Genomic DNA, 21,567 nt, shown 5'->3' on the forward strand with positions numbered 1-21,567 from the left:
GTGTGCCACCAGTGTGCCACCATGGCGTTCTAGTTTTAACTGTCTCACCCATTTATCCATAGTGGACTTACCTACGTTCATCGCCTTTGCAGCTTCGATGATGCTATGGTTTTTATCGAGGACTAATTGGGCTGCTTCAAGTTTGAATTCAGCACTAAATGTTTTTCTGGTTGTCGATCTCATGTGTTCACCTAAAGTCATCTACGAGGTAATAATATCACCTCTATTTAGGTGGCCAAAATTAGTGTGCCACTACAGACACTGTGAAAACCTATGTATTACGCTTACGCCGTGCTAAGCACATGGAAACTTTGGTGTCGCTGAAACCAAACCATGACACAGCAGAGTATCTAAGAACAATGACTTAGCTAAATCATATACCCATACATTGACATAAAATAAACCCATAGTCTGACAAATAAGAAATCCAAAAATAACTCAAGTGATAAGTGTAATTTTACTACGAATATCCATATAAACCTTTGCAAACTTACAATGGGATAGAAGCGTGCTACGAAGTTCTAGTTACTCTGACATCTCGGATAACCTCATCTACTCCAAATCACATAAATTGCCTACAAACTGATGACCAGTTTCACTCATTCACTACACCCAGTTCCTTTTTCTTCACTGAAAACTTTAAGCACAACCGTAAAATTCAGCCTTATAGTTTAAAAATTACATAACAAGTGTTTTGTAAAAAAATTTTTTGTATTAGAATTGTGCAAATGGCGACCACTGTCTAAAGATTTCGACAGGCAGACTTCGCAACTTCTATACATTGATCGGGGGACTCAATGAGCATTTTAGAAAATTTCATAAGGTTACTTTTCTCGTTTTTGGAGCTATTTTTACTTCCAGTTTACTTAAGCAAGATTCACGTGTACCACTTTTGAGAAGATGCCTGTATCTACACACTCAATTAGAGTGCAGCAGTGATTATCTGAATTCTGAGCTATTATGAAAATCAATACAAATGTTGACATCGGCAATAAATTGAGAATTGCTAGATTAAGCAAAGGATTATCATTGGATAACCTTGCAGAAAAAATAGGTTTAAGTAAAGCATTACTTTGGGAAATTGAAAATAGAAGTGTTGAAAATTTGGATATACAAATACTTAATGTCATTATTAAAGAGTTAAGTATAACCTACGACAGCGCCTTTGAGAACTATATTAAAGATACTAGTATTTTAAATGATTACAGTTTGCTAGAGCCAGAACAAAAACAAATAGTCAGAGAGTTAATTAAGAATCTAACGCAGAATAATTAAAATATAAACTCCCAATGAAATAGTAATGTATAAAGGCAGTTTACAAACTTAATCAATAAATAGAACTTTGATAATTAAAAATTCTACTATATGATACACATTTTTTGTATCAAAGTGCTGTATTCGAGATTTTTAAACATTATCTTGAAGCAATAATGCTAAAATCTGCCTATGTTATATATTGAGTATAAAATTATATATCTTCCATTATTTACAAGTATAAATTAATTTAAATAGTTAAGATATAGTTATAACGCACCTTCGAATTACTAGTCACTTAACTACTTTGAGCTTGTAGAATCAGAATTATTATAAGTAAAGTTATGCACTTCTTACTTGATAGCAAGACTTATTATGTCACTATCACTTGAATCGTTACTGCCTGGCTAGCAACTCAATTAACCACCACTCTGACACACTTATGCTCAGAGCACATCCCTCGTGCATTCAAAAGCGGCAGATAGATGATCTCTTCTAGATTCTTCATCTTCACTGAAAATCTTAAGCATAAAAAATTGGTTCCCTCTTAGATATTCACATTTTTCATAACAAGTGTTTTGTTAAATGTTTTTTTGTATTAGAATTGCTCAAATGACGAGCTATGCCTATAAGTTTAGACAGGTAGGCTTCGTTACTTCTGCACTTCAATCGGAGGACTCAATGAGCATTTTTGTGGGAGAGGAATAAAGTTTCATACTAACCCATTCTGCAGACACTAATTTTTAGCCGTGAAAATCGATACTGAAAAAATAAAGTATCATACTAAATCTGAAATAAGCTCCATTTCGAAGCCTTCATTAAGTAATAAAGTGTCATACCGATATAAATCTAACTACAAAGACAAAGCAGAGAGCAAATAACTATCATCAAACTGTCTGCTCCACTTCAATATTCAGTCCTAGCTTAACTTCTTCGTAAATTGGAAGGTCGCTTCCCGGAGTGTCAAGAGTTACAACCAATGCATAAGGTACATCTATTCCTTCATACCCAGCACGTCCGTTGCAATGAACTTGAATCGCGAGGAAATCCCCCTCGGTAAAGCTGGCAGCCTTGTCACCCTTTCTGACTTCATGGAATATCGTTCCATTTTTCAAGTGATGATGATAATAGTCTCCATTATCCGCATTTATAACTTTATGGGCTGGCGTAGCCCATAATTGAGCACCTCTGTAATCTTGATGGCCATGATTAACGGGTGAAAACCAAGCAACTGTTACAATTAAGCGTCTATTTACTGTTTCAGCGGCTAAACATGGAGGTAAAGGTAAACGGTACTCATGTGCCGCACCATCTCTTATTACTCCAGTGTAAATCAATGTCGCTTGATTGTTTTGGCATGCATGTATCCGGCTCTCATTTACCACTCCAAAGCCTAAGTACTGATTTAATTCAGACTTAAATGTACGATTATTCTCTTTGGTCTTTAACAATTGCTCTATGACTTCTGTCGCTTGCTCCATGTGCTCCGCACCATGCGCGAGCAGAGCCTTGAGAATCAAGGCGTCTGAAGCATATGATAACGCTTGCTGATCCCCAAACTCTTTAATGCTGATAAGTGTTTCATAGAGAAATGCAAGGCGTCGTGTAGCGAGTGCCGCAGCATTGCTTGTGCCAGTTATAAATCCATATGTATTTAACGCACCTGGTGAAGATGCAGGTAGGGCTGTTTTTACTCCTGGTCCAAAACGAACACTCCTGGCAACGTCAAGGACTACATCCTCATTCACTAGCATCGTTTTGTTAATATATGTCTGACGCCCACCTGGCATTAACAGTTCTGGCTTTACCGAATTCTTCTTACCTAATGTGACAGGGCTTATTGGACTAAATAAGCCAGGCGTAGTAAACACATCAACCTGATTAACTGGTATAGCTCCTTCAAATCGATCTTGGTGGGAGGATTTCACTGTTATTGCATTTATAGCTTCGGCAGGCGACATCATCCTCCGTTCATGCTTTTGCTTTGCAATTGCTTTGAGCGTCCTCTCTTCCAATTCTTCAGGCGTTAAAGATTTAAAATCATGTTCTTTGATACCGTCCAAGCATATGCGCTGAGTCATATTACCCGCACTAACAACAAACAAAACGCCATATCGAATAGAAAGCCAATCCAGCATTCTCGCCCAAGGGCTCATCTGAGTATCAAATAACCTATATGGATCGCCAACGGAAAGATTTATTATGACGACATTTGGTGCAGTAGGTGGAAGGCCCCCTTCTCCTTCTTTCATACGAATGACAGCTCTATGTACTAAATCAATAGGCAAGTATGCAGATGGAATTTGCTCAAGTCTGGTTCCATCCATTTGAGTATGCTCAGGCGCAAGTATAGGCCGTACATACAACGGGAGCTCTAATGGTCTTTCTTGGCGATTATTTAAATCACCATGAATGATTATAGAAGCCATTGCTGTACCATGAACCTGCTCTGAAGGAGATTGATAAAACTGTTCTAAATCATCAGCATCATCAATTATCAGCATGCCTTTCAAAGCGTTATGATTTGATAGAGGTAGGCCATCCAGAAGGGCCACTACTGGTTGTTGATATCCCGGTGATGGGCCTTCAAAACGTTCTGAATCAGTAATGAGTTGCTCTTCTGCAGTGATAATCTTTGGAGTAATACATTGACCTAAAGGCCTAAAAAACATAACCTCATCACATCTCATTAATTCCAGTGCGGCGCCACTCGATTCGACAACATCCCTCACTTTACTTAGAGGTAATAAACCGAGTAAACCATGATAACCTATCCCATCATGGACAAAGCTTTTCGAAATACTTCCACCACACCCTAAGACGACACTTCGAATATGTCCTTCAGCTTGCCCTCTTAAAAATCCAGTTGGTCGATACCAAAGTTCTATTTCAAAAGGAATAGACTCATCAAATCCTAGCTCTGCATCCTGTAATTTATGTTGCCAATCTTCAAGAATATAGGTGCTTTCCAGCCTATCCTTGGTATCCCAAAATCTTATATCTGCGAGTTGTAAGAATGCATCTCTTAATGGTGTAAACCCTGCGTCAATTTGGCCTGTTGCAACATAACGCTTCCACATAGCAAGGAGTTTATGTAACCCAGCTTGATTACTCATCGCCAAGTAAGCATTTTTGACAACTGACTTAATTTTACCATTCTTCTCAATGTAAAAATTATCATCCTTAAAGTCTCTGTCGACTATGTGTTGAGCTAAAAGCTCAAAACCTTGAACTTTAGCTAAAGCATCAGCCAAGTTCTGTACATCGCCAGCGACCTCAAGAACGAGAACTCTTTCAGGCTGCATACCTTCAGGTGAATAAGAAAGTTGAATATGTTCTGCGAAGTGCTTCTCTAAACGTTCTACTTTTGGAATAATGCGCGCAGCTTGTGCACCCACTCCCGGAGTTATTGGAGCACCGCCCCTCCCTTGCAATTTCCCTCTTATTCCATCCGTTTTGGGTTTGTTAAAGGTAAGAATCGGCTTCATATCCATATGCAACGTCCTTTACTACTAATAAGTTATTATTTGTTTTCAGTCTTATAACGGTTGACCCAAAAGGATAGGCAATGAGAAGTAATTTCTTTTAGATTGTTTTCACTGTCCGGAAGCCCGAGCACGTACTTTCTTTGAACATCTAATGCAAACTCTTCCAACTCAGCAAAGCTCAGTCCTGATAATTTGCGCGCCAATGTGCTTGGAGCCAACCCTAAACTATGGCCAATTCGTTTTTCAAACTCTTCAAACCACTTTGTCGCCATCCGTTGAGTTGGGCTAGGTATATTAACTTGAACCTGAAAGCGTCTCCAGATAGCTCTATCAAGCATTGACTCATGGTTGGTTGCACCCACGACAACAACATGGCTTGGCAGCATATCAATTTGTTTCAGAAGTGAATTAACCACACGTTTCATTTCGCCATTGTCATTTGCATCTTCGCGTTCCTTACCGATCGCATCAAACTCATCAAAGAAAAGCACACAACGTTGGGTTTTTATATGCTCAAATAGCTTATCGATTTGCTGTGCTGTTTCACCAAGGAAACGATTAATAATGCCCTCATACTTAACAGTAAAGAAAGGGACTGACAAATGATTGGCTAAGGCTTCTGCCAAGGTTGTTTTGCCATTGCCAGGAGGACCTGACAACAATAACTTATGACGAGGCTCTAGATTATAGGAACGAAGTAGATCTCTGCGAGCATGCTCTTCAACTACCTCTTGGAATACAGAGATCACATGATCGGGAAGCGTTAGATCTGATAGAGTTTTTTGGGCGTGAATTTCATAGAATGCATTTTGAAGGTCTGCATTATGAGTAAATTTTCTAGTCTCAACTGTCGCGGTGCTTGTAAGAATATTTCTTAGCCTATCCGCTAAATGATAATGATGACGAGCCTTGGCTTCAGCCGCAATTGCTTCTGCTGTTTTTTTAAAACGAGGAAGGTCACCCTTTATTCCCGTTTCAACCAAATTTAAAACCAAATCAGCTCTAGCCATGATACACCCCAAGTTACTACGTCCTGTAGTCTATCAGTAAGAATATGAAGAAAATACATATATATCAACTAGACATTTTAATTCATTTAAAGAATAATTTCCATAATTTCCACAAACCCTATAAACACATGTTTTTACTAAGTGAACCTGAAGTCATAAAGCTTGCCATGAAAAAATCAGGCTTGAAACAGGCTGGTTTTGCGAAAAAAATAGGCAAGAGTCAGGCTCAAGTATCAAAATACATATCAGGTGATAGCAAACCATCCACAGAAATATATATTCACTGCATGAATATAATCAATTCTAGTGAACAAGGAGATGAAAGCTTGTTGGATCTGATTAATGAGGTATCAAGATTAGACGGAGATAAGCATAAACATATACGCAATGCTTTAGTTGAAATGATAAAAGCCTACAAATCAGCACGTTAAACAATTGATACGTATATTCGACTTGCCCATTTTTCAATGTCCTCTGGGGTCAACGCTCCCGCTTTATTTGACTTCTGGTGCGGTATCCATGAGTGGTTTCCCGCCCCTACAAGCTTGTCTAAATGCTCCTTAGGCCAAGACAAGGAAGCCTTTAGCAATTGCTTTTCTATCTCATATAGGTGTGACTCTATGTCACCAATTGCGCTGGCACGGATTACTTTTGTCGACAACGCCTTACTGGAATCAGATGTATCAACCTCCAATAGGTAATAACCAGTTGTTTCTACAGTGATATGAGTGACCGACAAGCATCTAGGGTTACCGTCCGTTTCCAGAATATGCCTTTTGCATTTACCAATGGCAGGCAGTTTTCTAAGTGGATATTTTACGACCTCACAGCCATGCTTTTTCTCCAGAAGATCCAACATCGCAAAGTAGCTAGTAAATTTGTCTAAATACAGATGAGCATCGTCCGTTTGCTCTTTCAAATTATCCCATTCAGCACTCGGTAGATCACCGTTTGGCCCCTGCTCTTCAGTACTGACATCGCTAGAAGCTTCACTTGGTTCCTCCGCGTCTTTTTTACCGCGGCCCACAGACTTTCTTTTCTTACTGACCTTAGATGTTTGCACTGCTCGGTCAAACTCAAACTCCGTAGTATTTTCACTTATCATGACCGGCTTATTATCACGACTTCCCTCTGCGGTTTCGTCGATATCATGATTAGGTGGGCGATCAGCTCCTGTTCTGGCTGCTCGGCCCTGTCCGTTTACTTGGGAATAAAATTTGGGGCTGAAAAATTCGATATATTCCGGCAGATCGGTAGGTATATTTAAAATGCTGGATATTTCATAGACAAACAGGGTATTAGTCTTGAGATCAAAATGCCCCTTCAGTTTCAACTTAGCTCCTTTTAGCGCAGGAGGGTTAAACCTAAAGGCCCAACGCCGGTATTGCCCCACATCGTATCCATCGTTCAATTGGTAATTGCCGATACTCTCATATGAAGGCCTAGCATCTTTGTCCATCAGCAACCAAGCGATTAATCGACGATAACCATAATCATTGAATAACTCCCAGTTTCCAGAAAAAGTTTCCAGTACATTGATGATGGTCTTATCACCATCTTGCTCAAGGGAAAACTCATTACTCAATAGATCGTGAACTACCGAAGAACGGGCTAAATAGGCATTATGGAAGAATAATGCTCGCGCCAACTCAAACTGAGGTAGGTACACCCTAGTTCCGTCAGTCAGTTGAAACACAAAACAGTATTGACCTAATTCCTTGGGTAATCGTCTTTCAAGAGCAGGACAATTTTCGAGCTTATCAACTTGCCAATTACTGGTTGTAGAGATTTTAATCGTCTTTTCAAAATCTTTACGATAATAGTCTTTGGTCGGATTAATGATGTGCTTACGTATAAGGATAGGTGCATTAGAAAGGATAATTGCATCAGGGCCGTTATCTTTACTTGGATAAATACTGAGGTTAATTCCCCATTGTTTACTATCCTTTTTACGGAATAGATCACCGATACCATTGATCCAAGTATCGTCTTTAAATCCCTTAAGATGCGTTGTACCGTTCAAATCCCAATAATTTCCTTTAGAAATAGACTTGCTTGTTCGGTGAGGCGTTCTTCGCTAAGTCCTGATTTTCTCAAAACTTGCCAGCGTTTGAGCGGCTCGTCATCCAACATAAGAGATATAACTGTTCCGGTTATTCTTCTTATTTGATATTCAAAGATATTTTCACAATAACGATCAAAAAACAATCTGCACAACGGAAGTAGTTTCAAGTGTTTTTCAATACTAGCCTTATGCTCAAGCTGGTTTAGATACCAGTTTATTGAACGTCTGGGCATATCCTGCAGTAACTCGCTCAATTCACGAATGCGTATCAGCTTTTTAACTGTATCTCGATCTCGTCTCTGCCAGTCAACTTTTGCTTTATGTTTTGGTTGCGGCATTTGATTAACCTGATTTGTTTTGAGTAACCAATCTCTGTCACGACGATAAAGCCAAGCGTAAAGATCATCAAAACCATTGAGGCGTGCTTGCTTGGTTCCTTGTATTTCTATGGCTTTTCGCCATCGATTGCGACATTCATTCAGTAAATGTTTATCTGTTCCACTCAGTATCTTGCTCGATTTTTTCTTATCTGGCTTGAGCCGCATAACAGTATCGATGACACTTGCCAGCTTCCATCTAGGTTCTAAGAAGGCATGAAGTACAACTAAATGCTCTAAGTAGCTAAAAGCCTTACGGTGTTTACGAAATATACTTTTAAGCCAATTAGCTTCGTCATCATTTGGCATTAGCCCATATCGGGAAAGCCAGTTTGTGCCCCAAAAACTGAGGACTTTGTCACGGATAAGGTCATGACGTATAAAAGAGCCACGAGTGCATAAATGGTTAGCTGCTAGATTGGCGTACCAAAGACTCCATTGTGAGAACTCTGGTGCAAGCACAACACCTAGGTTCAATAAGTCATTAATACTTTCAGCAAGCAAGTTGTATTGCCATTCACCTTGAAGCTGTTCAACCTGAGGGCAGATAGTCAAATCAGCGACTAAAAACTCATGCCTATGCACATCGTGGCGAAATATTTGTGAATCTATGAGCTTGCCATGAACAAGGCAAATTTCGGAACCAGCAACTTGCCAATCGCGCCGCCAATAGCATTCTCCATGTTTGCTTAACTGCTCGAGCATACAAGCTGGACAATATCTTAGGTATTTAGGCTGTCTTATACGCGAAGCCGCCACCCCGACCGAGAGATGAACAGAACTTTTACTGTTTGCCGTAAGCTCCTTAACTAGAGCTATCCGTTTTATTTCGCCTACGAAAGATGCATACAAAGGAAAAAGAGTATTTCGATAGAGCAAATCGAGCGGTGTAATCTCAAGTTCTTTAGGATAGAGTGCTGCGATATGTTGTAGGTGCGATGGCAAATCTGACGAAGCAATGATCTTAGTATCACTGAATACTTCAAATAACAGCTCCTTCGGCGAAGCTATGCCACAGTGGCTCCCATGCCTCGCAATAGTGCTGTATAGCAGTTCATCGCGATAAGGCAAAGGAAAGCCCAACATATCAGCCTACTTTCTTCAGCCACTTAGGCACGTCGAACAATTCTTTACCGTATTTCAACTCTTCGTAAAGCCGCCCTTTGCCAGCCTGAGAGAATTTGAACCTCAAATCTTCGGAAGGCAGTGTATGCCAATCCGAGGGCTTAATAGTCTGAGTTTTGACCTTTTTAGGAGGTTCGGAAGGCTTCGAATACCAGTCCAGAATAATTCTGCTTAGCTCAGGAAGAGACAAATTGGGATGCTGCTTGAAAGCATTAATAATCAGTGGCTGCAACAATGCAGAGTCGCATCCCATAGCCTGTAACATGGTATTCAGCCGCATAGCTTTCTCATCACCGGCAAAGGCCGCTTCATTTTCTTTTTCGCCCTGCCGCTCTTCAATTAATCTCCTTAGCTCAATAAGGCGCTTATCAATCCCAGGTAACTGTAAATCTGAATATTTAACGATAAGCTGAGGATCATCTCTACGTAAAGCGTCCAACATGGGATGTACTGGCTTTAACTCTTGCTCATATACGGTCCGCAACAATTTAGTGGTGATCCGCTCCAACCCTGTAGAAATAGCTCGCATCTGTGCAAGCACAAATATTTTCACGACTATATCAATTACACCCTGTGACAAATCAAACCAACAATCGCGAATTTCGTCACTCAACACCTCATCACGATTACTCAACCACTGGTATTGCCAAAGCTTGTCAGTAAATGCCTGCCATTCGGTTCTTCTCGATTTTCCTGTAGTCGGATCTGTTTTAACTAAACCTTGTTGCATAGGCTCCCAAAACAGCGAACCGAACCCAGCACTGCGTCGACCAGCCTGAAGTTCCATTTCAAATATAGGCCTAGCTTTAGGCGTACCCACCATCACAACTGGCACCCCAACCACGTTTACAAGCGCAACAAAAAACTCCAGCATCGCTTCTTTGCTTATCGAACGCTTCAACGTTAATCGTTGAATTTCATCTATGACCAAAACACCTATTGCCCGCTGTGTTGCCACCTGTCCCATAAGAGAAAGCAGGACTTCTGTACTATGGCGTTTGCGTGCATACTTTTCCTCATACCCAGTATGGAGGGTACGATCAACTTCGCGGAAAAAATTTAGGCATAAACTCTTCAACGAGCCATCTGACGGGCATTCGATTCTCAGATAGGGCATCTGAATGAAGTTATATTTTTTGTGATAAATGACTTGCGGATAAGTCGCGAGAATACGATTAATAGTCGAACTCTTTCCGCTACCAGAACAGCCAATCAATGACATGCTCTTTGCCGTCGAGTTCGATTGTGTAAAACGAAAATCGTTCGTAGCTCCTGACATAATCCTTTGGTAGCCTTCCTGCATCTTCTGATTCAGGGAACCGTCCGCTATATTACGCCCCACATAACCACCGCGGATCATGACCGATATTTTCTCTTCTAACTGCTTGTGAATTGACAGTGGCTGAAAAAAATCATCGAGTAGAGCACTAATCTCGTGAGCACGTATATGTCCCTTTACATAACAGTCCTTAGGGTTGAACTCCACCTTACCTGTTAGCTTGACCTTAAGGTCTTGTAAATCCATTATCGGCGGCAGAGCCTCTATCAGCGGATTGCCCCGATAGCGTTCGAGACCAGGATCGATGTAAACGGCCTCGACAAAGTTATCTGGTAATGACATCAGTCATCCTCCCCAAACAGTTCATCGATATAATCGGGATAATCCAAGTCCGGCTCAGGGTTTACAAGGTGGATCACCTTACCTGGCTTTCTATTATCCTTTGTAACGGGATTGTGCGCCTTCTCAGCTCTCTCCCTGGCCTTTTCTTCCCGCTTATTCTCGTTGATAGCACGTATCCGCTCCGCATTGGAGATCCCCGAAGTATCAGGTGCAGTCTTCTCCGCTTGAGCTATCTTATCGATGACAAATTGCTCATGTTGCCGTTTCTTTGCCTTAGACTGCACACGAGCTTGCCCAGTCGTCATTTTCTGCTCATCACGAAGTTGCCATACATCCCAAAACGAAGCGCCTTGAAACTCTCTTGATCGGTCAGCCAAGTTGCATACCCAATACTTGTTATTACCCTTTTCAGGAAAAAGGTAAATTCTATCGGCAACAAGTGGATCGTAAGCAGCTTCCATATTGGCTGGACGCTTCACATCCTTCCCTCTATGCGTCCAACCCAACTGCAGCAATTCAGAAGACGTATAGTAAATACCGAATAGGCAAACTCCCAACTCAGATAAAGTGGCCGTTTTTCTTGGAAAAAGGGCGATACGAAGCGCATCTTCATCAGCTTGGTGCAAGCGTCCGGTTCGATGCTGTAAACCCCAGTTCCACAAGTGAATAGGGGTTGTAGACAGATCAGTCGGCATATCTGAATCTCTGTCATACTTTTCAAGTATTGCGTACTGATTATGATAAAGCACTGATGAGATAATGATCTGAGAAAACTCTTTTACCGTTAGCTTCGCGTCTAGCCGATAGTCGTTTCCACCTCGTTTTTTTACCATAGTACCCGAGACATAACCTGGTACAAACGGACCAAAGGAAGCCTGAATAGTTTTGAAATTACGTTCAACAATACCTTTTGCATCACCTCGGTAGGGCGGCGTATTTTCTATTCTGACTGCAAAATTGCTCTCTAAATTCTCAATCTGATGACCTAGTAGCTCACCCCTATCAGCTAGAATGGCATCCGGTAGGCCTACACTAGGCCAATCCTCCGATGCAATATCAAAACCCAACGCTTTGCAGTATGACGTTTTATCGGTAGCAGCCATAAACAAAGCCTGCATAGCTGCAGCATAGGAGGCATTTTCAAAACCAATATAGAAACCAACAATCATTCGGCTGAACACATCAATAACCATATAAACAACGGGACGGCCGACGATGTTTGCCCTCTCACTATCTGATACAAGATAAAGATCAGCTATGGTGGCATCTATCTCGTAACGAGATCCTGGTCCAAGCACTTGAGTATTGGCAGTACTATGAAGGGGCCTGATATCTTTATTATATTCAACGTTCGACACACGCTTTCTTAGCTTTTCAGGTTGAGAATACTCGCGCTTGTAGAAGTGCATCATCTGCCAGTTACTGGGCAATTCTTCTTGAGGCGTATCAGGAAAATAATTTAAATACAGAGTCTCGAAACGACGATGAGCATAAGGGAACGAATGGCCCTTATCTTTCAAGAGATAACGGTCAATTGCGATACGAAAAAGACGTTCAATAAATTCATCAATTTTAGCCCCGGTTCCTGGCTCATATTTACGCGGACGCCCAAGCTTTTTATCCTTGGCCACCCGGCGTTTGCCCTTGCCACCGGAATTTTTATAATCAGGTAATAGAGCGTTCGGCGTCTGCCCACGCTGCCAGTAACGACGTGCCAGCCGATATAGCGTCTGTTTAGTTGAACCATGCTCAGCAAGGATGCCTTTGATAACCGCCCCGCGGCTTTGAGGCCTATAAAAGTCTGGTAGAGCAAGCAATGGTTTAATTAATGCGTAGTTTGTATCGCGCTTGGTTCTAGCAACACCACCTTCAATAGGTGTTTCGAAGGAAAGTTCTTTATACGGATCATTTATACGTTCAAGATTTTCCTGATCAATTGCCCTTATCAGTTCGCTCGTCAATATTAATTCAGGAAAAGCAGATGCGTCATCGATATCTATCCATACCAAATACTCGCCGAGTTGCTGCAGAACTCGATATCTGCGCTCACCAAACTTAAGAACCTCATTGATTCGAAACAAGGTATGCCTCCCTGATAAAACCTAGCTCTCCAGCGTTCAAATCACACGCCTTGAGTTTGGTGGTCGGAATGAAGATATCGAAGGAGAAATAGCGCTTGGCCAGCAAGCACCTTACTTCGTAAAGCGATTCGCCGAGCGGCAGATCGTAAGCCGCATCCAATTCCTTGCACAAGGCGAGTACCGTCTTATTAGGATTCTTTTTGAAATGATGAGCATAGAATTCGATCTGCTGCAGTGCCAACTCTACGTCCTCAGTTTCTTCCCTTTGTGCCGAATAGAGCCATTTGATGTTTCTAGTCACCACATCAGGCACGTTTTGTTCTGTTATCAGATACCAAGGCAAGGTTTTCTCCTGCCAATAGAGACGCTCGAGTTCAACTTTTTCGACAGTTCTCACATCACTCAAAGCCGAGGAATGCTTTGCCTGCAATACAAACCTTGACTCTTCTTCATCGGTAGAATCGACCAAAAAATCCGACGACATGTACTGATCAATACCCGCGATATTTGGATGTTTGATCCCAGCGTCGCTCGCCAGTTGGCGGGTGATATCGCGCTCAAGCGGAAATTGCTCGCGGATCTGGGTGACTTCGCAGTGCCACTCCAGCATAAGGAATACTGAAAGCTCGAGATCGGAAAACAGGTGATGGGTTCTTTGTGATTTGTGGCCAAATACACGATGAACACGCCCTAAAGATGGAAAATCCCTAACAGTTAACCAAGGTTTGTAGTCTGCATGCAGGCCACTACCTCGACCTTCCTTTATCCATTTGGCAAATTGCTGCTCTGAGCAGCCCTTTAATCGTGAAGCCATAAAAAAACCACCGATATTAGCTCGTTAATCGAGCATAATGACGATGGTTTTAGTATGCAACTTTATTACCTCTCTTTTTTAGGGCTGATGACCTTATAGTACTATCAACCTAAACGGTAATATTGGTGCTTTCTTTTTGAGTTATGCTTCCAACTTTTTGCTACATCAAAGACATGTGAAGGGTAATCATCCCAAGAATCTGCTAGCAGTTTCCCACGAGCAGCACGAAGTTTAACTGGATACCCCTTGCATTCAATCAAATGCATAAAGTAAAAACTTTTCTCTTGTTTAGTACTAAAATATTTATGTAAACCGCTACGAATAGTGGGATATCGCCACCATAAATATTTTGAATGTTCCTCATTTATAGTCTGTATGTAATGTGATTTTAGCTTTTTCATACACCCTCCAGGTTTACGTTACCTAGAAGGGGTCCTCTTCAAAATAGTTCATAAATTCACTCTTGCTTATATAATATATAAATCAGGCCCAATGACGGCCTGGACTCCCAGGCTCCAAACCAACTGGACCACCTAAAGCACCTTGCAACTTTCTCTTTCTCTTTCTCTTTCTCTTTCTCTTTCTCTTTCTCTTTCTGCACCATGCTATCGCAATTTTATCAAACACATCTGCTGGAATTTCAGCGTCCAGCCTTCCGAAAAATTTACCCTCAGCATTTGTAGTGGCCAACTAAATTTGACCACTACATTCTTATGTCATTGCAGGGAAACGATAAGGTGGACTACATTACAATTTCAACGATTCACCATCTTCAGGAATTAATACTTGTTTTTCTATGCCTTTTTCTTCCACGAACTCCCTGAGCTCTTTACGAGTCAATGCTGCGTGATTAACCGTATCCATATGCACAGCAATAATGTTCGCTTGAGGAGCATGTTTAATAGCCCTTACCGTATCTTCTTTCCCCATGATAATTGAGCCTTTAAGATTTTCCATTCGAGCATCACCAGTGTTAAGCACAACGAATTCAGGCTTAAATTTATGTAACGCATCCTCCACTTCATCGCGCCAAATAGTATCACCGACAAAATAAACAGTGTTGTAGTTGTCAGCCTCTAATATGACGCCCATAGCCTCTCCTAGTGCTTTAGCTAACGCTGGGATTGCATACATTTCATCCGTGCCATGCTGCCCACCCGTTTTGGTTAAACTAATGCCATTGAACTGAGTTTTAATTCCTAACACGCGCACATCTTTAAAGCCTTGAGCGCGAATAGTATTTGCATCCTCTTCATTTTGAACAAATAAAGGCATCGTTTTAGGTATTACACTTTGTGCTGCATCATCCCAATGATCAAGATGTGTGTGAGTGACAATAACAGCGTCTACATTGTCAATTACAACTTTAGCTGACATGGGTAAATCGATCATTGGTATACGTATTTCACTACGGTAAGTACCGGCAAAACCAGGATAAGTATCTTTCTCTGCCAGCATAGGGTCGATTAAGAATGTTGTGTCACCATAAGTGAGTTTAGATGTTGCATTTCGAATATGCTGAAAGTGAATCTGCTGTGGTTCTGCATGCAGCGTTGGAGCCGATTCAGCTAGTGCATTGGTGCTATTTATTATGGTTGCAAGCCCTAAGGTAAGTAGGATGGTGATAGCTTTGTTTTTCATAATGTATCTCTTTGGCGGTTGATTAATATGAGACATTATCTTCGGTATTTACGAGAGGGAATATTGACCCAAGTGACAAATGTCGAAACAATTGGGCCAAATAATGATATGACGATCCACTTGGGAGCACTTTGCACATGCAAGTACCAACTGTCGCTTTGATTCTCTACCCTCACTTCAGCGTGTTTCATGTCGCTGTGCCTCAAGCTGTTTTTTCGATGCAGCCAGATGGCAAACCCATTTTTGACTTAAAGATAGTGTCAATTGATGGTAAGCCACAACACTCTGACAATTGGATGACAGTTCAGCCTGATGGTGGATTAGAACTCGTTGAGTTGGCAGATATAGTTGTCATCCCTGGGTGGCATGACCTAGACAGTACGCCTGCTTCTAATATTTCTGAAGCATTGGTTAGAGCTCATGAAAGAGGATCTACTGTCGTGGGGCTTTGCTATGGTGCTTACGCATTAGCCTACTCAGGGTTATTAGATGAAAAAGAAGCTGCTACTCATTGGATGGCAGAGGATGATTTTACTGTTCGTTTTCCAAATATAAAGCTAAATACGAATGCACTTTATGTTGAAAGCGACCGTGTAGTCACGTCTGCAGGTACAGCCGCTGCTTTAGACTGCTGCTTGTATATTGTGAGGTCTTTTTATGGGACAAAAACAGCGAATAAAGTTGCGCGCATCTTGGTTGTACCGCCACACAGAGAAGGCGGTCAGGCACAATTTATTGCACAACCTATCCCAAAATCAACTCAAGATGCAGAGGTCAATCGGTTACTGGATTATTTACGTGAAAACCTCGACAAACAATATTCCATTGCTGATTTAGCAGACCAATTATTTATGAGTCGCCGTACCTTTACTCGGCATTTCAACAACGCTACCGGTATGTCATTTGGAAAATGGCTTGTAAGCACTCGTCTGCAACGTAGCCTTGAGCTTCTTGAAAGTACAAGACTTTCTGTAGAAAAAGTGTCTGAAATGGTTGGTTTTCAGACTGCAACGTCATTTAGGCAACATTTTAATCAACGTTTTCACGTTAGCCCAAGTGCTTGGCGTAAAACATTCGCAGGAAGTTAATGGTGTTCAGAAAATTAACAAGCACTAAATGAAATAGCTTTTCCCCAGCTGGCATCCGTTAACATAAGTCTTTGCATGGCTTGAGGTTATAGTTACTTTTGGCGAAGCAAATTATAACGTCTTGCCATACTGTCTGAAAATCACCGGCCAAAGATCAACAGACCCTAGCTACTTCACTTTATAATTTATTGCGTTGGATAAGTTGGTCTGGAATGGTTTCACCCCATTTTCCCATTGCTTCAAGAACATCTCGTAGATTTTCGCCTAAAGTAGTTAATTCATATACCACTCGTGGCGGCGTTTCGGCATACACAGTGCGAGTAACAAGTCCGTTAGCTTCAAATTGCTTTAATCTGTGGGTTAGGGTATGTGCACTAATTCCATTCAGGTTATTTTTCAGTTCGGTAAAACGAAGGGGGCCATGTAACAGCTCTCTAATGATTAACGTTGCCCATGGGCCATCCATAAGTATTAAAAAACGCGCGACTCCGCAGCAAGGCGTTTCTCTGTTATTCATACTTCTCTCATTTTTGTAAGTTATTTCTAATAGTGCATTTGACGTAACCGACTTAACGTCTGCACTATTATCACTCTGTTTAAATTATCATTACTGGAGTATATATGAAATACATTATTCATGGAGCAACTGGTGCCCAGGGATCGCCTCTTTTTAATAAGTTGATTGAACAAGGTGTGGATGCTGTTGCTGCTGTGCGCGACCCCACCTCTCTTAAGGGTGTTCCAACAGTCACTTTAGACTTAACTTCCATAGACTCTCTTATTTCTGCTTATGCTGGTGCTGATGGGATATTCGTTCATTTACCAATTGGTCCTGAAGTAATGCGTAGTGAATTTGCACATAATATAGCGAAAGCGATTATGGAGGCTAAGCCTGCCCGTGTAGTTCTTACAACTAGTGGTTGGCCCTTAGGTATCCCTGGAGATAAAAACGCATTGCCCACTCTGATTAATGAACTTGAGAAGACGAACGTCTCTTTGGCTATCATTGCACCGCAGTTATATCTTGAGAATTTGTTGTTGCCAATTGTTATTGGACCAGTGAAAGAAGATCATAAACTCCCTTATCCACTTCGTAATGATTATCCAGTTTCTTGGTGTTCTCATCTTGATATTGCTGATGTCGCAGCAGCTCTTCTTCGCAATTTTTCTGTAACAGGGATTGTGGAAGTGGGCCAATTGCCAGCCATCACTGGTAATGACCTAGCAGATGCATTTGCTGACTATTTTGGTCATGATGTTAGCTTTCAAAGCCTTACTCCTGATGAGTTTGGTATGAAATTAGCTATTTTGTTTGGAGAAAGTACCGCAACAGAGGTTGTAAAAGGATATAAAGCAAAAGCATTAACTCAAGATTCAGCAATCAAACAAGCTATGAGTGCGCAAGTATTATTAGGAATTACACCACGTACCATAGGACAGTGGTTAAGAGATATAAATATTTGACTATCTGATAATCAGGCCTATACATTAATATGTAAAGGCCATAAAATTCTAAGTAACACCTAAATTATCACCGAGTGGCTGTGTGAGAAATTCTTTATTAAAGACTATTAAACCAAATTTAACATTATATCTCAAGAGATAGTCCATCATATTTTTCCATATCCAAAACTTGTACACAAAGCTTGCCCAATACACTTTTAAATAAGGTCGCAAAAAAAGTAAAACGTTAAACATTTTTATTCGTAAATCAGATAATAACTATATCTCTATCAAATAAGTGAGCATCAGTTAAGTATGTTTCGCTAGATGAATTTCCATCACCATTTATGTAAAACTTTAGTTCTTTAATTAATCTTGTTTAATGGGAATTCTCAATAACTTATTGCAACCTTGGATCGTGAAGATTTCAACAAATTTTTCAGATGAAAAACCTAATTAAATTGGCAATAGATTCTTCCATGATAACATTAATTAAAAACTGTCTTATAGAAAAATCAGAAATGAACATTGTAACCGTCATTCCGCACCTAATTTAATAATTAAAATAGTGTGATCCAGTGATCATTTCTCAGTGAAAAAGACGATACCATCTTGACCGCGAACGACAGTTTTGATCTATTACTGTTATTTGACGGTCTCAAAATATGTCGACTCAACCTATTATTAAGCGCTTGGATCACCTTGGCCTCATTGCCGCTTTTTGTCATGAAATCGGCCTGCCACAGATGATAGATGCGGTCATTCCTAAGTATTCCGACCACCATGTTTCTCATGGTGACGCTGTATTGGCCATGATCCTTAATGGACTCGGCTTTCACAGCAGAACGCTTCACATGTTCTCTGACTTTTTTAAGACCAAGCCCGTGTCTAAATTGCTCGCCAAAGATATTGATGCACATCACCTGACCGATGACGTGCTAGGTCGCACCTTGGATGCCCTGTACGAAGCCGATGTCTCCGCGCTCTATCAAGTTATTGCACAGCGCGTTGTTGATAAACTCGGCCTGACTACGGACGCTGTTCATCTGGATATCACGAGCTTTCACGTTGATGGCAAGTATGCGCAAGATGAAGAGACCAATGTGATCCAGCTTGTGAAAGGTTATAGCCGAGACCACCGTCCAGAGCTCAATCAAGTGGTGCTTGAGCTCATTTGTGAAAACCAAGCTGGCCTTCCGGTTTATATGCAAGCGCTCAGTGGTAACACCAATGATGCCAAAGCATTCGCCGAAGTCACTCGCCATCATATTCATTGTCTAAAAGCGGCACAAAATAGCCGTTACTTTATCGCTGATGCCGCGTTGTACACAGAAGAGAGCATCGCCTCGCTAGATAAACAACAGCAAAAGTTCATTACCCGAGTGCCGATGACCATCAAACTGGCAAAGCAAGCTTTGCTTGCCTTAGAGCCAGAGCAATTAAGCTCGATGGGCAACGGCTACTCAGGGTGCTGGATAGATTCGGACTACGGCAAGGTGACTCAACGCTGGTTGCTCGTTCACAGTGAGCAAGCGACAAAGCGAGAAGAAATCACCTTCTACAAAAACTTAGAGAAAAACGTCGCTAACGAACTCAAAGCGTTAGATAAAATAAGCAAGCTCCCCTTCGCTTGCGATGCCGACGCAACATTGGCATTCAACACCTTCAAGAAGCAATGCCAGCTACTGGGATTTGAACAAACCATTATCATCAAAACGCCGACTTACTCGAGTCCTGGTCGCCCAAAGAAAAACGAAAAACCGACTGGATATCAATATTTCATCGAGGCGCGACCATTTACCGACCTAGAAAAAGTAAAGTTGGCAAAACTTAAAGTCGGCATGTTCATCCTTGCAACGAATGACATCGCCAGCGAAGCGCTAACAATGGAAGCCCTTCTCAAGCACTACAAATCGCAACAAAAAGTCGAGCGCGGGTTTCGTTTTCTAAAAAGTCCGGAGTTCCTAACTTCTTCAATATTCTTGAAAAAACCACAGCGTATTGAAGCATTGCTGATGATAATGACGCTGAGCTTGCTTGTTTACGCCAGCTTAGAGCACAAAATCAGAGAACAACTCACCCAAACCGAAGCGTTTTTCCCGAGCATGGTAAGCAACAAACCGACGACAAAGCCGACGGCACGCTGGGTGTTCTTGAAGTTTGAAGGTATAGATATCTTGGAAATCAATGGCCAACGATTCATCACAGGGCTTCAAGAACATCAAACTCGGCTTTTAAAACGGTTAGGTAGCCTCTACGAGGCAGTTTATTCCTGAATTAGGTGCGGAATGTCGGTTGTAAAAATAGGTTACATGTTCACCTAGGAATTCAAGGAAATCGTAAAGTAAAATCTAATAGTTCTGTATCCACATCATGAATTAATTCACTTAGTTAAATGCTAAACACGGCCTTGTTCTCAGAGAGTCGAACTCAACCATTATTAATGGCAATCATATTATTTACTTTAAATTTTAGCATGTTATTCGATTTGCACCCACTAGCGTCCTCTCTACCTAATGGACAAGGTGATAAGTTTTTTATAAACTTTGAGTTAAAAAACATATAGTTACACTCCTTTTTTAACAATCCATTTTTACGAAGCTTGGCCAGCATAATATCTAACTTAATTATACTTATATGTAAAATGTCCGATATTTCCTCTCTAGTTAGCTTGACATCAACTTTAAGCCATTCATCCTTAAAGTTACTGTTGAACACTGTTAACAAGTCAAAAACTAACTTTACTAACTTTTCGTCAGGAGAGGACGTTAGTAAAAAAATTGCCAAAGCCGTTTGTCTTTCCATGAAATAGTTTGAACTAAACATAAACTTAGTAAAAAGATTAATATTTGTGTGAGATAAATTGTTGATTAATCGTTTATCTATAAACGTTACTTTACTATCCCTCGCAACTATTATTTGTTTGCAACAAGTACATTTATCCTCTAAGAGCAAATGATAATCAGTCAGCCTACCTGGGATTATTGCATTTACAAATTTTGGTCTAGTGTAATCGTTAGTCCGTTTGGCATATAAAAGAAGTCCATCGTCTAAATATATAAAATTGTTTAACAACAACTGCTTACTTATCGAGCTTCCTTTGGATAAAGTCTTTGTTACACCATTTTCATATATAAAATCCACAATGCATTTTTCAACTTTTTCGGGGAAAAATATTGTCGACTGTTCCCTCATTCTTGCGTTTAGATCTACTGCGTTCATGATAAAGCCATCTAATAGTTACCACGTATATTAATTATAATAATTAAAACAAACTTTAAACATACCACTTATCAATTTTATATTTATAAAATCGTGACACAACCGACTTTCCGCACCTGATTTAGGAATAAATTTGCCGATACCGTTCGCCTAACACGTCGAGAATGATCTGCTGGTCCACTGTGAGTCCTGTGACTTGAGGTGGCGCCTCTCCCAACTGGTACTCGTGCACCCCGCCAAAGCGTAAAAAAATCCACCGCGCAGTCGGTTTTTGCGTGGGTTTCTTTTTCATGTCCGCCACACTCCGGTTCTGCTCTACTAAGCCCTGCCGGATCCGG

The 21,567-nt window shown here is 41.0% G+C and carries 17 protein-coding genes and 1 pseudogene; 5 read left to right on the plus strand and 13 right to left on the minus strand.

Annotated features, from left to right (window positions below):
• On the minus strand, nucleotides 1-183 hold a 183-nt coding region (locus L5M40_RS22040), incomplete at its 3' end, for a transposase (RefSeq protein WP_263257243.1).
• 777 nt (nucleotides 184-960) lie between these two features.
• Between L5M40_RS22040 and L5M40_RS22045 the strand changes: the two genes are divergently transcribed.
• The gene (locus tag L5M40_RS22045; protein WP_041412840.1) at nucleotides 961-1,275 is read left to right on the plus strand and encodes a helix-turn-helix domain-containing protein; all 315 of its coding nucleotides are present in this window, start codon (nucleotides 961-963) and stop codon (nucleotides 1,273-1,275) included.
• An 866-nt stretch (nucleotides 1,276-2,141) separates the two neighbouring features.
• Here L5M40_RS22045 and L5M40_RS22050 read toward each other — a convergent pair.
• Nucleotides 2,142-4,748: a S8 family peptidase gene (locus L5M40_RS22050; RefSeq protein WP_263174187.1), complete on the minus strand. Its 2,607-nt coding sequence runs from the start codon at nucleotides 4,746-4,748 to the stop codon at nucleotides 2,142-2,144.
• Nucleotides 4,749-4,777: 29 nt separating this feature from the next.
• The gene (locus L5M40_RS22055) at nucleotides 4,778-5,752 is read right to left on the minus strand and encodes an AAA family ATPase (RefSeq protein WP_172591449.1); all 975 of its coding nucleotides are present in this window, start codon (nucleotides 5,750-5,752) and stop codon (nucleotides 4,778-4,780) included.
• A gap of 44 nt (nucleotides 5,753-5,796) precedes the next feature.
• Between L5M40_RS22055 and L5M40_RS22060 the strand changes: the two genes are divergently transcribed.
• Nucleotides 5,797-6,183, plus strand: coding sequence for a helix-turn-helix domain-containing protein (locus L5M40_RS22060; RefSeq protein ID WP_172591450.1), 387 nt, complete (start codon nucleotides 5,797-5,799; stop codon nucleotides 6,181-6,183).
• Here the strand turns inward: L5M40_RS22060 and L5M40_RS22065 are convergent.
• The 7 genes from L5M40_RS22065 to L5M40_RS22095 all read right to left on the minus strand — a co-directional run bounded on the left by L5M40_RS22065 (nucleotide 6,180) and on the right by L5M40_RS22095 (nucleotide 15,476).
• Nucleotides 6,180-7,775, minus strand: a complete 1,596-nt coding sequence (locus L5M40_RS22065) for a Tn7-like element transposition protein TnsE (protein WP_172591451.1) — start codon at nucleotides 7,773-7,775, stop codon at nucleotides 6,180-6,182. The two genes, L5M40_RS22060 and L5M40_RS22065, sit on opposite strands and share 4 nt — an antisense overlap.
• Nucleotides 7,772-9,280: a TnsD family Tn7-like transposition protein gene (locus tag L5M40_RS22070; protein WP_263174188.1), complete on the minus strand. Its 1,509-nt coding sequence runs from the start codon at nucleotides 9,278-9,280 to the stop codon at nucleotides 7,772-7,774. The genes L5M40_RS22065 and L5M40_RS22070 overlap by 4 nt, the downstream gene beginning before the upstream one ends.
• 1 nt (nucleotide 9,281) lies before the next feature.
• Entirely contained in the window at nucleotides 9,282-10,940 is a 1,659-nt protein-coding gene (locus L5M40_RS22075) for an AAA family ATPase (RefSeq protein ID WP_263174190.1), read from the minus strand.
• A complete protein-coding gene (locus tag L5M40_RS22080; RefSeq protein ID WP_172591454.1) occupies nucleotides 10,940-13,021 on the minus strand; it encodes a Mu transposase C-terminal domain-containing protein in 2,082 nt (693 codons plus the stop codon). The genes L5M40_RS22075 and L5M40_RS22080 overlap by 1 nt, the downstream gene beginning before the upstream one ends.
• Nucleotides 13,005-13,835 (minus strand): TnsA endonuclease C-terminal domain-containing protein, encoded by an 831-nt coding sequence (locus tag L5M40_RS22085; protein ID WP_172591455.1) that lies wholly within the window; start codon nucleotides 13,833-13,835, stop codon nucleotides 13,005-13,007. The genes L5M40_RS22080 and L5M40_RS22085 overlap by 17 nt, the downstream gene beginning before the upstream one ends.
• Nucleotides 13,836-13,939: 104 nt before the next feature.
• Nucleotides 13,940-14,236 carry a hypothetical protein gene (locus L5M40_RS22090; RefSeq protein ID WP_172591456.1) on the minus strand — a complete coding sequence of 99 codons (297 nt, stop codon included), beginning with the start codon at nucleotides 14,234-14,236 and terminating at the stop codon, nucleotides 13,940-13,942.
• Nucleotides 14,237-14,582: 346 nt separating this feature from the next.
• A complete protein-coding gene (locus L5M40_RS22095; protein WP_263174191.1) occupies nucleotides 14,583-15,476 on the minus strand; it encodes an MBL fold metallo-hydrolase in 894 nt (297 codons plus the stop codon).
• A gap of 137 nt (nucleotides 15,477-15,613) precedes the next feature.
• Here L5M40_RS22095 and L5M40_RS22100 point away from each other — a divergent pair, with 137 nt between their 5' ends.
• Nucleotides 15,614-16,564 (plus strand): GlxA family transcriptional regulator, encoded by a 951-nt coding sequence (locus L5M40_RS22100; protein ID WP_263174192.1) that lies wholly within the window; start codon nucleotides 15,614-15,616, stop codon nucleotides 16,562-16,564.
• A 178-nt stretch (nucleotides 16,565-16,742) separates the two neighbouring features.
• Here L5M40_RS22100 and L5M40_RS22105 read toward each other — a convergent pair whose 3' ends face one another.
• Nucleotides 16,743-17,081, minus strand: coding sequence for a winged helix-turn-helix transcriptional regulator (locus L5M40_RS22105; RefSeq protein ID WP_172591458.1), 339 nt, complete (start codon nucleotides 17,079-17,081; stop codon nucleotides 16,743-16,745).
• Between the two features lie 104 nt (nucleotides 17,082-17,185).
• Here L5M40_RS22105 and L5M40_RS22110 point away from each other — a divergent pair, with 104 nt between their 5' ends.
• Both L5M40_RS22110 and L5M40_RS22115 read left to right on the plus strand, forming a co-directional pair.
• Entirely contained in the window at nucleotides 17,186-18,028 is an 843-nt protein-coding gene (locus L5M40_RS22110; protein WP_263174194.1) for an SDR family oxidoreductase, read from the plus strand.
• A 644-nt stretch (nucleotides 18,029-18,672) separates the two neighbouring features.
• Nucleotides 18,673-20,283, plus strand: a complete 1,611-nt coding sequence (locus L5M40_RS22115) for an IS1634 family transposase (protein WP_115014254.1) — start codon at nucleotides 18,673-18,675, stop codon at nucleotides 20,281-20,283.
• A gap of 154 nt (nucleotides 20,284-20,437) precedes the next feature.
• On the opposite strand, the gene L5M40_RS22120 is transcribed toward L5M40_RS22115, so the two are convergent.
• Together L5M40_RS22120 and L5M40_RS22125 are read right to left on the minus strand one after the other, a co-directional pair.
• A complete protein-coding gene (locus L5M40_RS22120; protein ID WP_263174195.1) occupies nucleotides 20,438-21,229 on the minus strand; it encodes a Crp/Fnr family transcriptional regulator in 792 nt (263 codons plus the stop codon).
• Between the two features lie 121 nt (nucleotides 21,230-21,350).
• Nucleotides 21,351-21,567: pseudogene (locus L5M40_RS22125) on the minus strand (IS1634 family transposase); the annotation flags it as partial.

The organism is Shewanella sp. SM68 (genome assembly GCF_025653925.1).
In the GTDB taxonomy this organism is placed as follows: Bacteria; Pseudomonadota; Gammaproteobacteria; order Enterobacterales; family Shewanellaceae; genus Shewanella; species Shewanella oncorhynchi.

Excerpts from the sequence above, each read along its gene's own strand:
- L5M40_RS22115 (WP_115014254.1), top strand. The coding sequence starts at position 18,673 with ATGTCGACTCAACCTATTATTAAGCGCTTGGATCACCTTGGCCTCATT.
- L5M40_RS22050 (WP_263174187.1), bottom strand. The coding sequence starts at position 4,748 with ATGGATATGAAGCCGATTCTTACCTTTAACAAACCCAAAACGGATGGA.
- L5M40_RS22120 (WP_263174195.1), bottom strand. The coding sequence starts at position 21,229 with ATGAACGCAGTAGATCTAAACGCAAGAATGAGGGAACAGTCGACAATA.
- L5M40_RS22100 (WP_263174192.1), top strand. The coding sequence starts at position 15,614 with ATGCAAGTACCAACTGTCGCTTTGATTCTCTACCCTCACTTCAGCGTG.
- L5M40_RS22085 (WP_172591455.1), bottom strand. The coding sequence starts at position 13,835 with ATGGCTTCACGATTAAAGGGCTGCTCAGAGCAGCAATTTGCCAAATGG.
- L5M40_RS22055 (WP_172591449.1), bottom strand. The coding sequence starts at position 5,752 with ATGGCTAGAGCTGATTTGGTTTTAAATTTGGTTGAAACGGGAATAAAG.
- L5M40_RS22060 (WP_172591450.1), top strand. The coding sequence starts at position 5,797 with ATGAAGAAAATACATATATATCAACTAGACATTTTAATTCATTTAAAG.
- L5M40_RS22095 (WP_263174191.1), bottom strand. The coding sequence starts at position 15,476 with ATGAAAAACAAAGCTATCACCATCCTACTTACCTTAGGGCTTGCAACC.
- L5M40_RS22070 (WP_263174188.1), bottom strand. The coding sequence starts at position 9,280 with ATGTTGGGCTTTCCTTTGCCTTATCGCGATGAACTGCTATACAGCACT.
- L5M40_RS22105 (WP_172591458.1), bottom strand. The coding sequence starts at position 17,081 with ATGAATAACAGAGAAACGCCTTGCTGCGGAGTCGCGCGTTTTTTAATA.
- L5M40_RS22075 (WP_263174190.1), bottom strand. The coding sequence starts at position 10,940 with ATGTCATTACCAGATAACTTTGTCGAGGCCGTTTACATCGATCCTGGT.
- L5M40_RS22110 (WP_263174194.1), top strand. The coding sequence starts at position 17,186 with ATGAAATACATTATTCATGGAGCAACTGGTGCCCAGGGATCGCCTCTT.
- L5M40_RS22045 (WP_041412840.1), top strand. The coding sequence starts at position 961 with ATGAAAATCAATACAAATGTTGACATCGGCAATAAATTGAGAATTGCT.
- L5M40_RS22090 (WP_172591456.1), bottom strand. The coding sequence starts at position 14,236 with ATGAAAAAGCTAAAATCACATTACATACAGACTATAAATGAGGAACAT.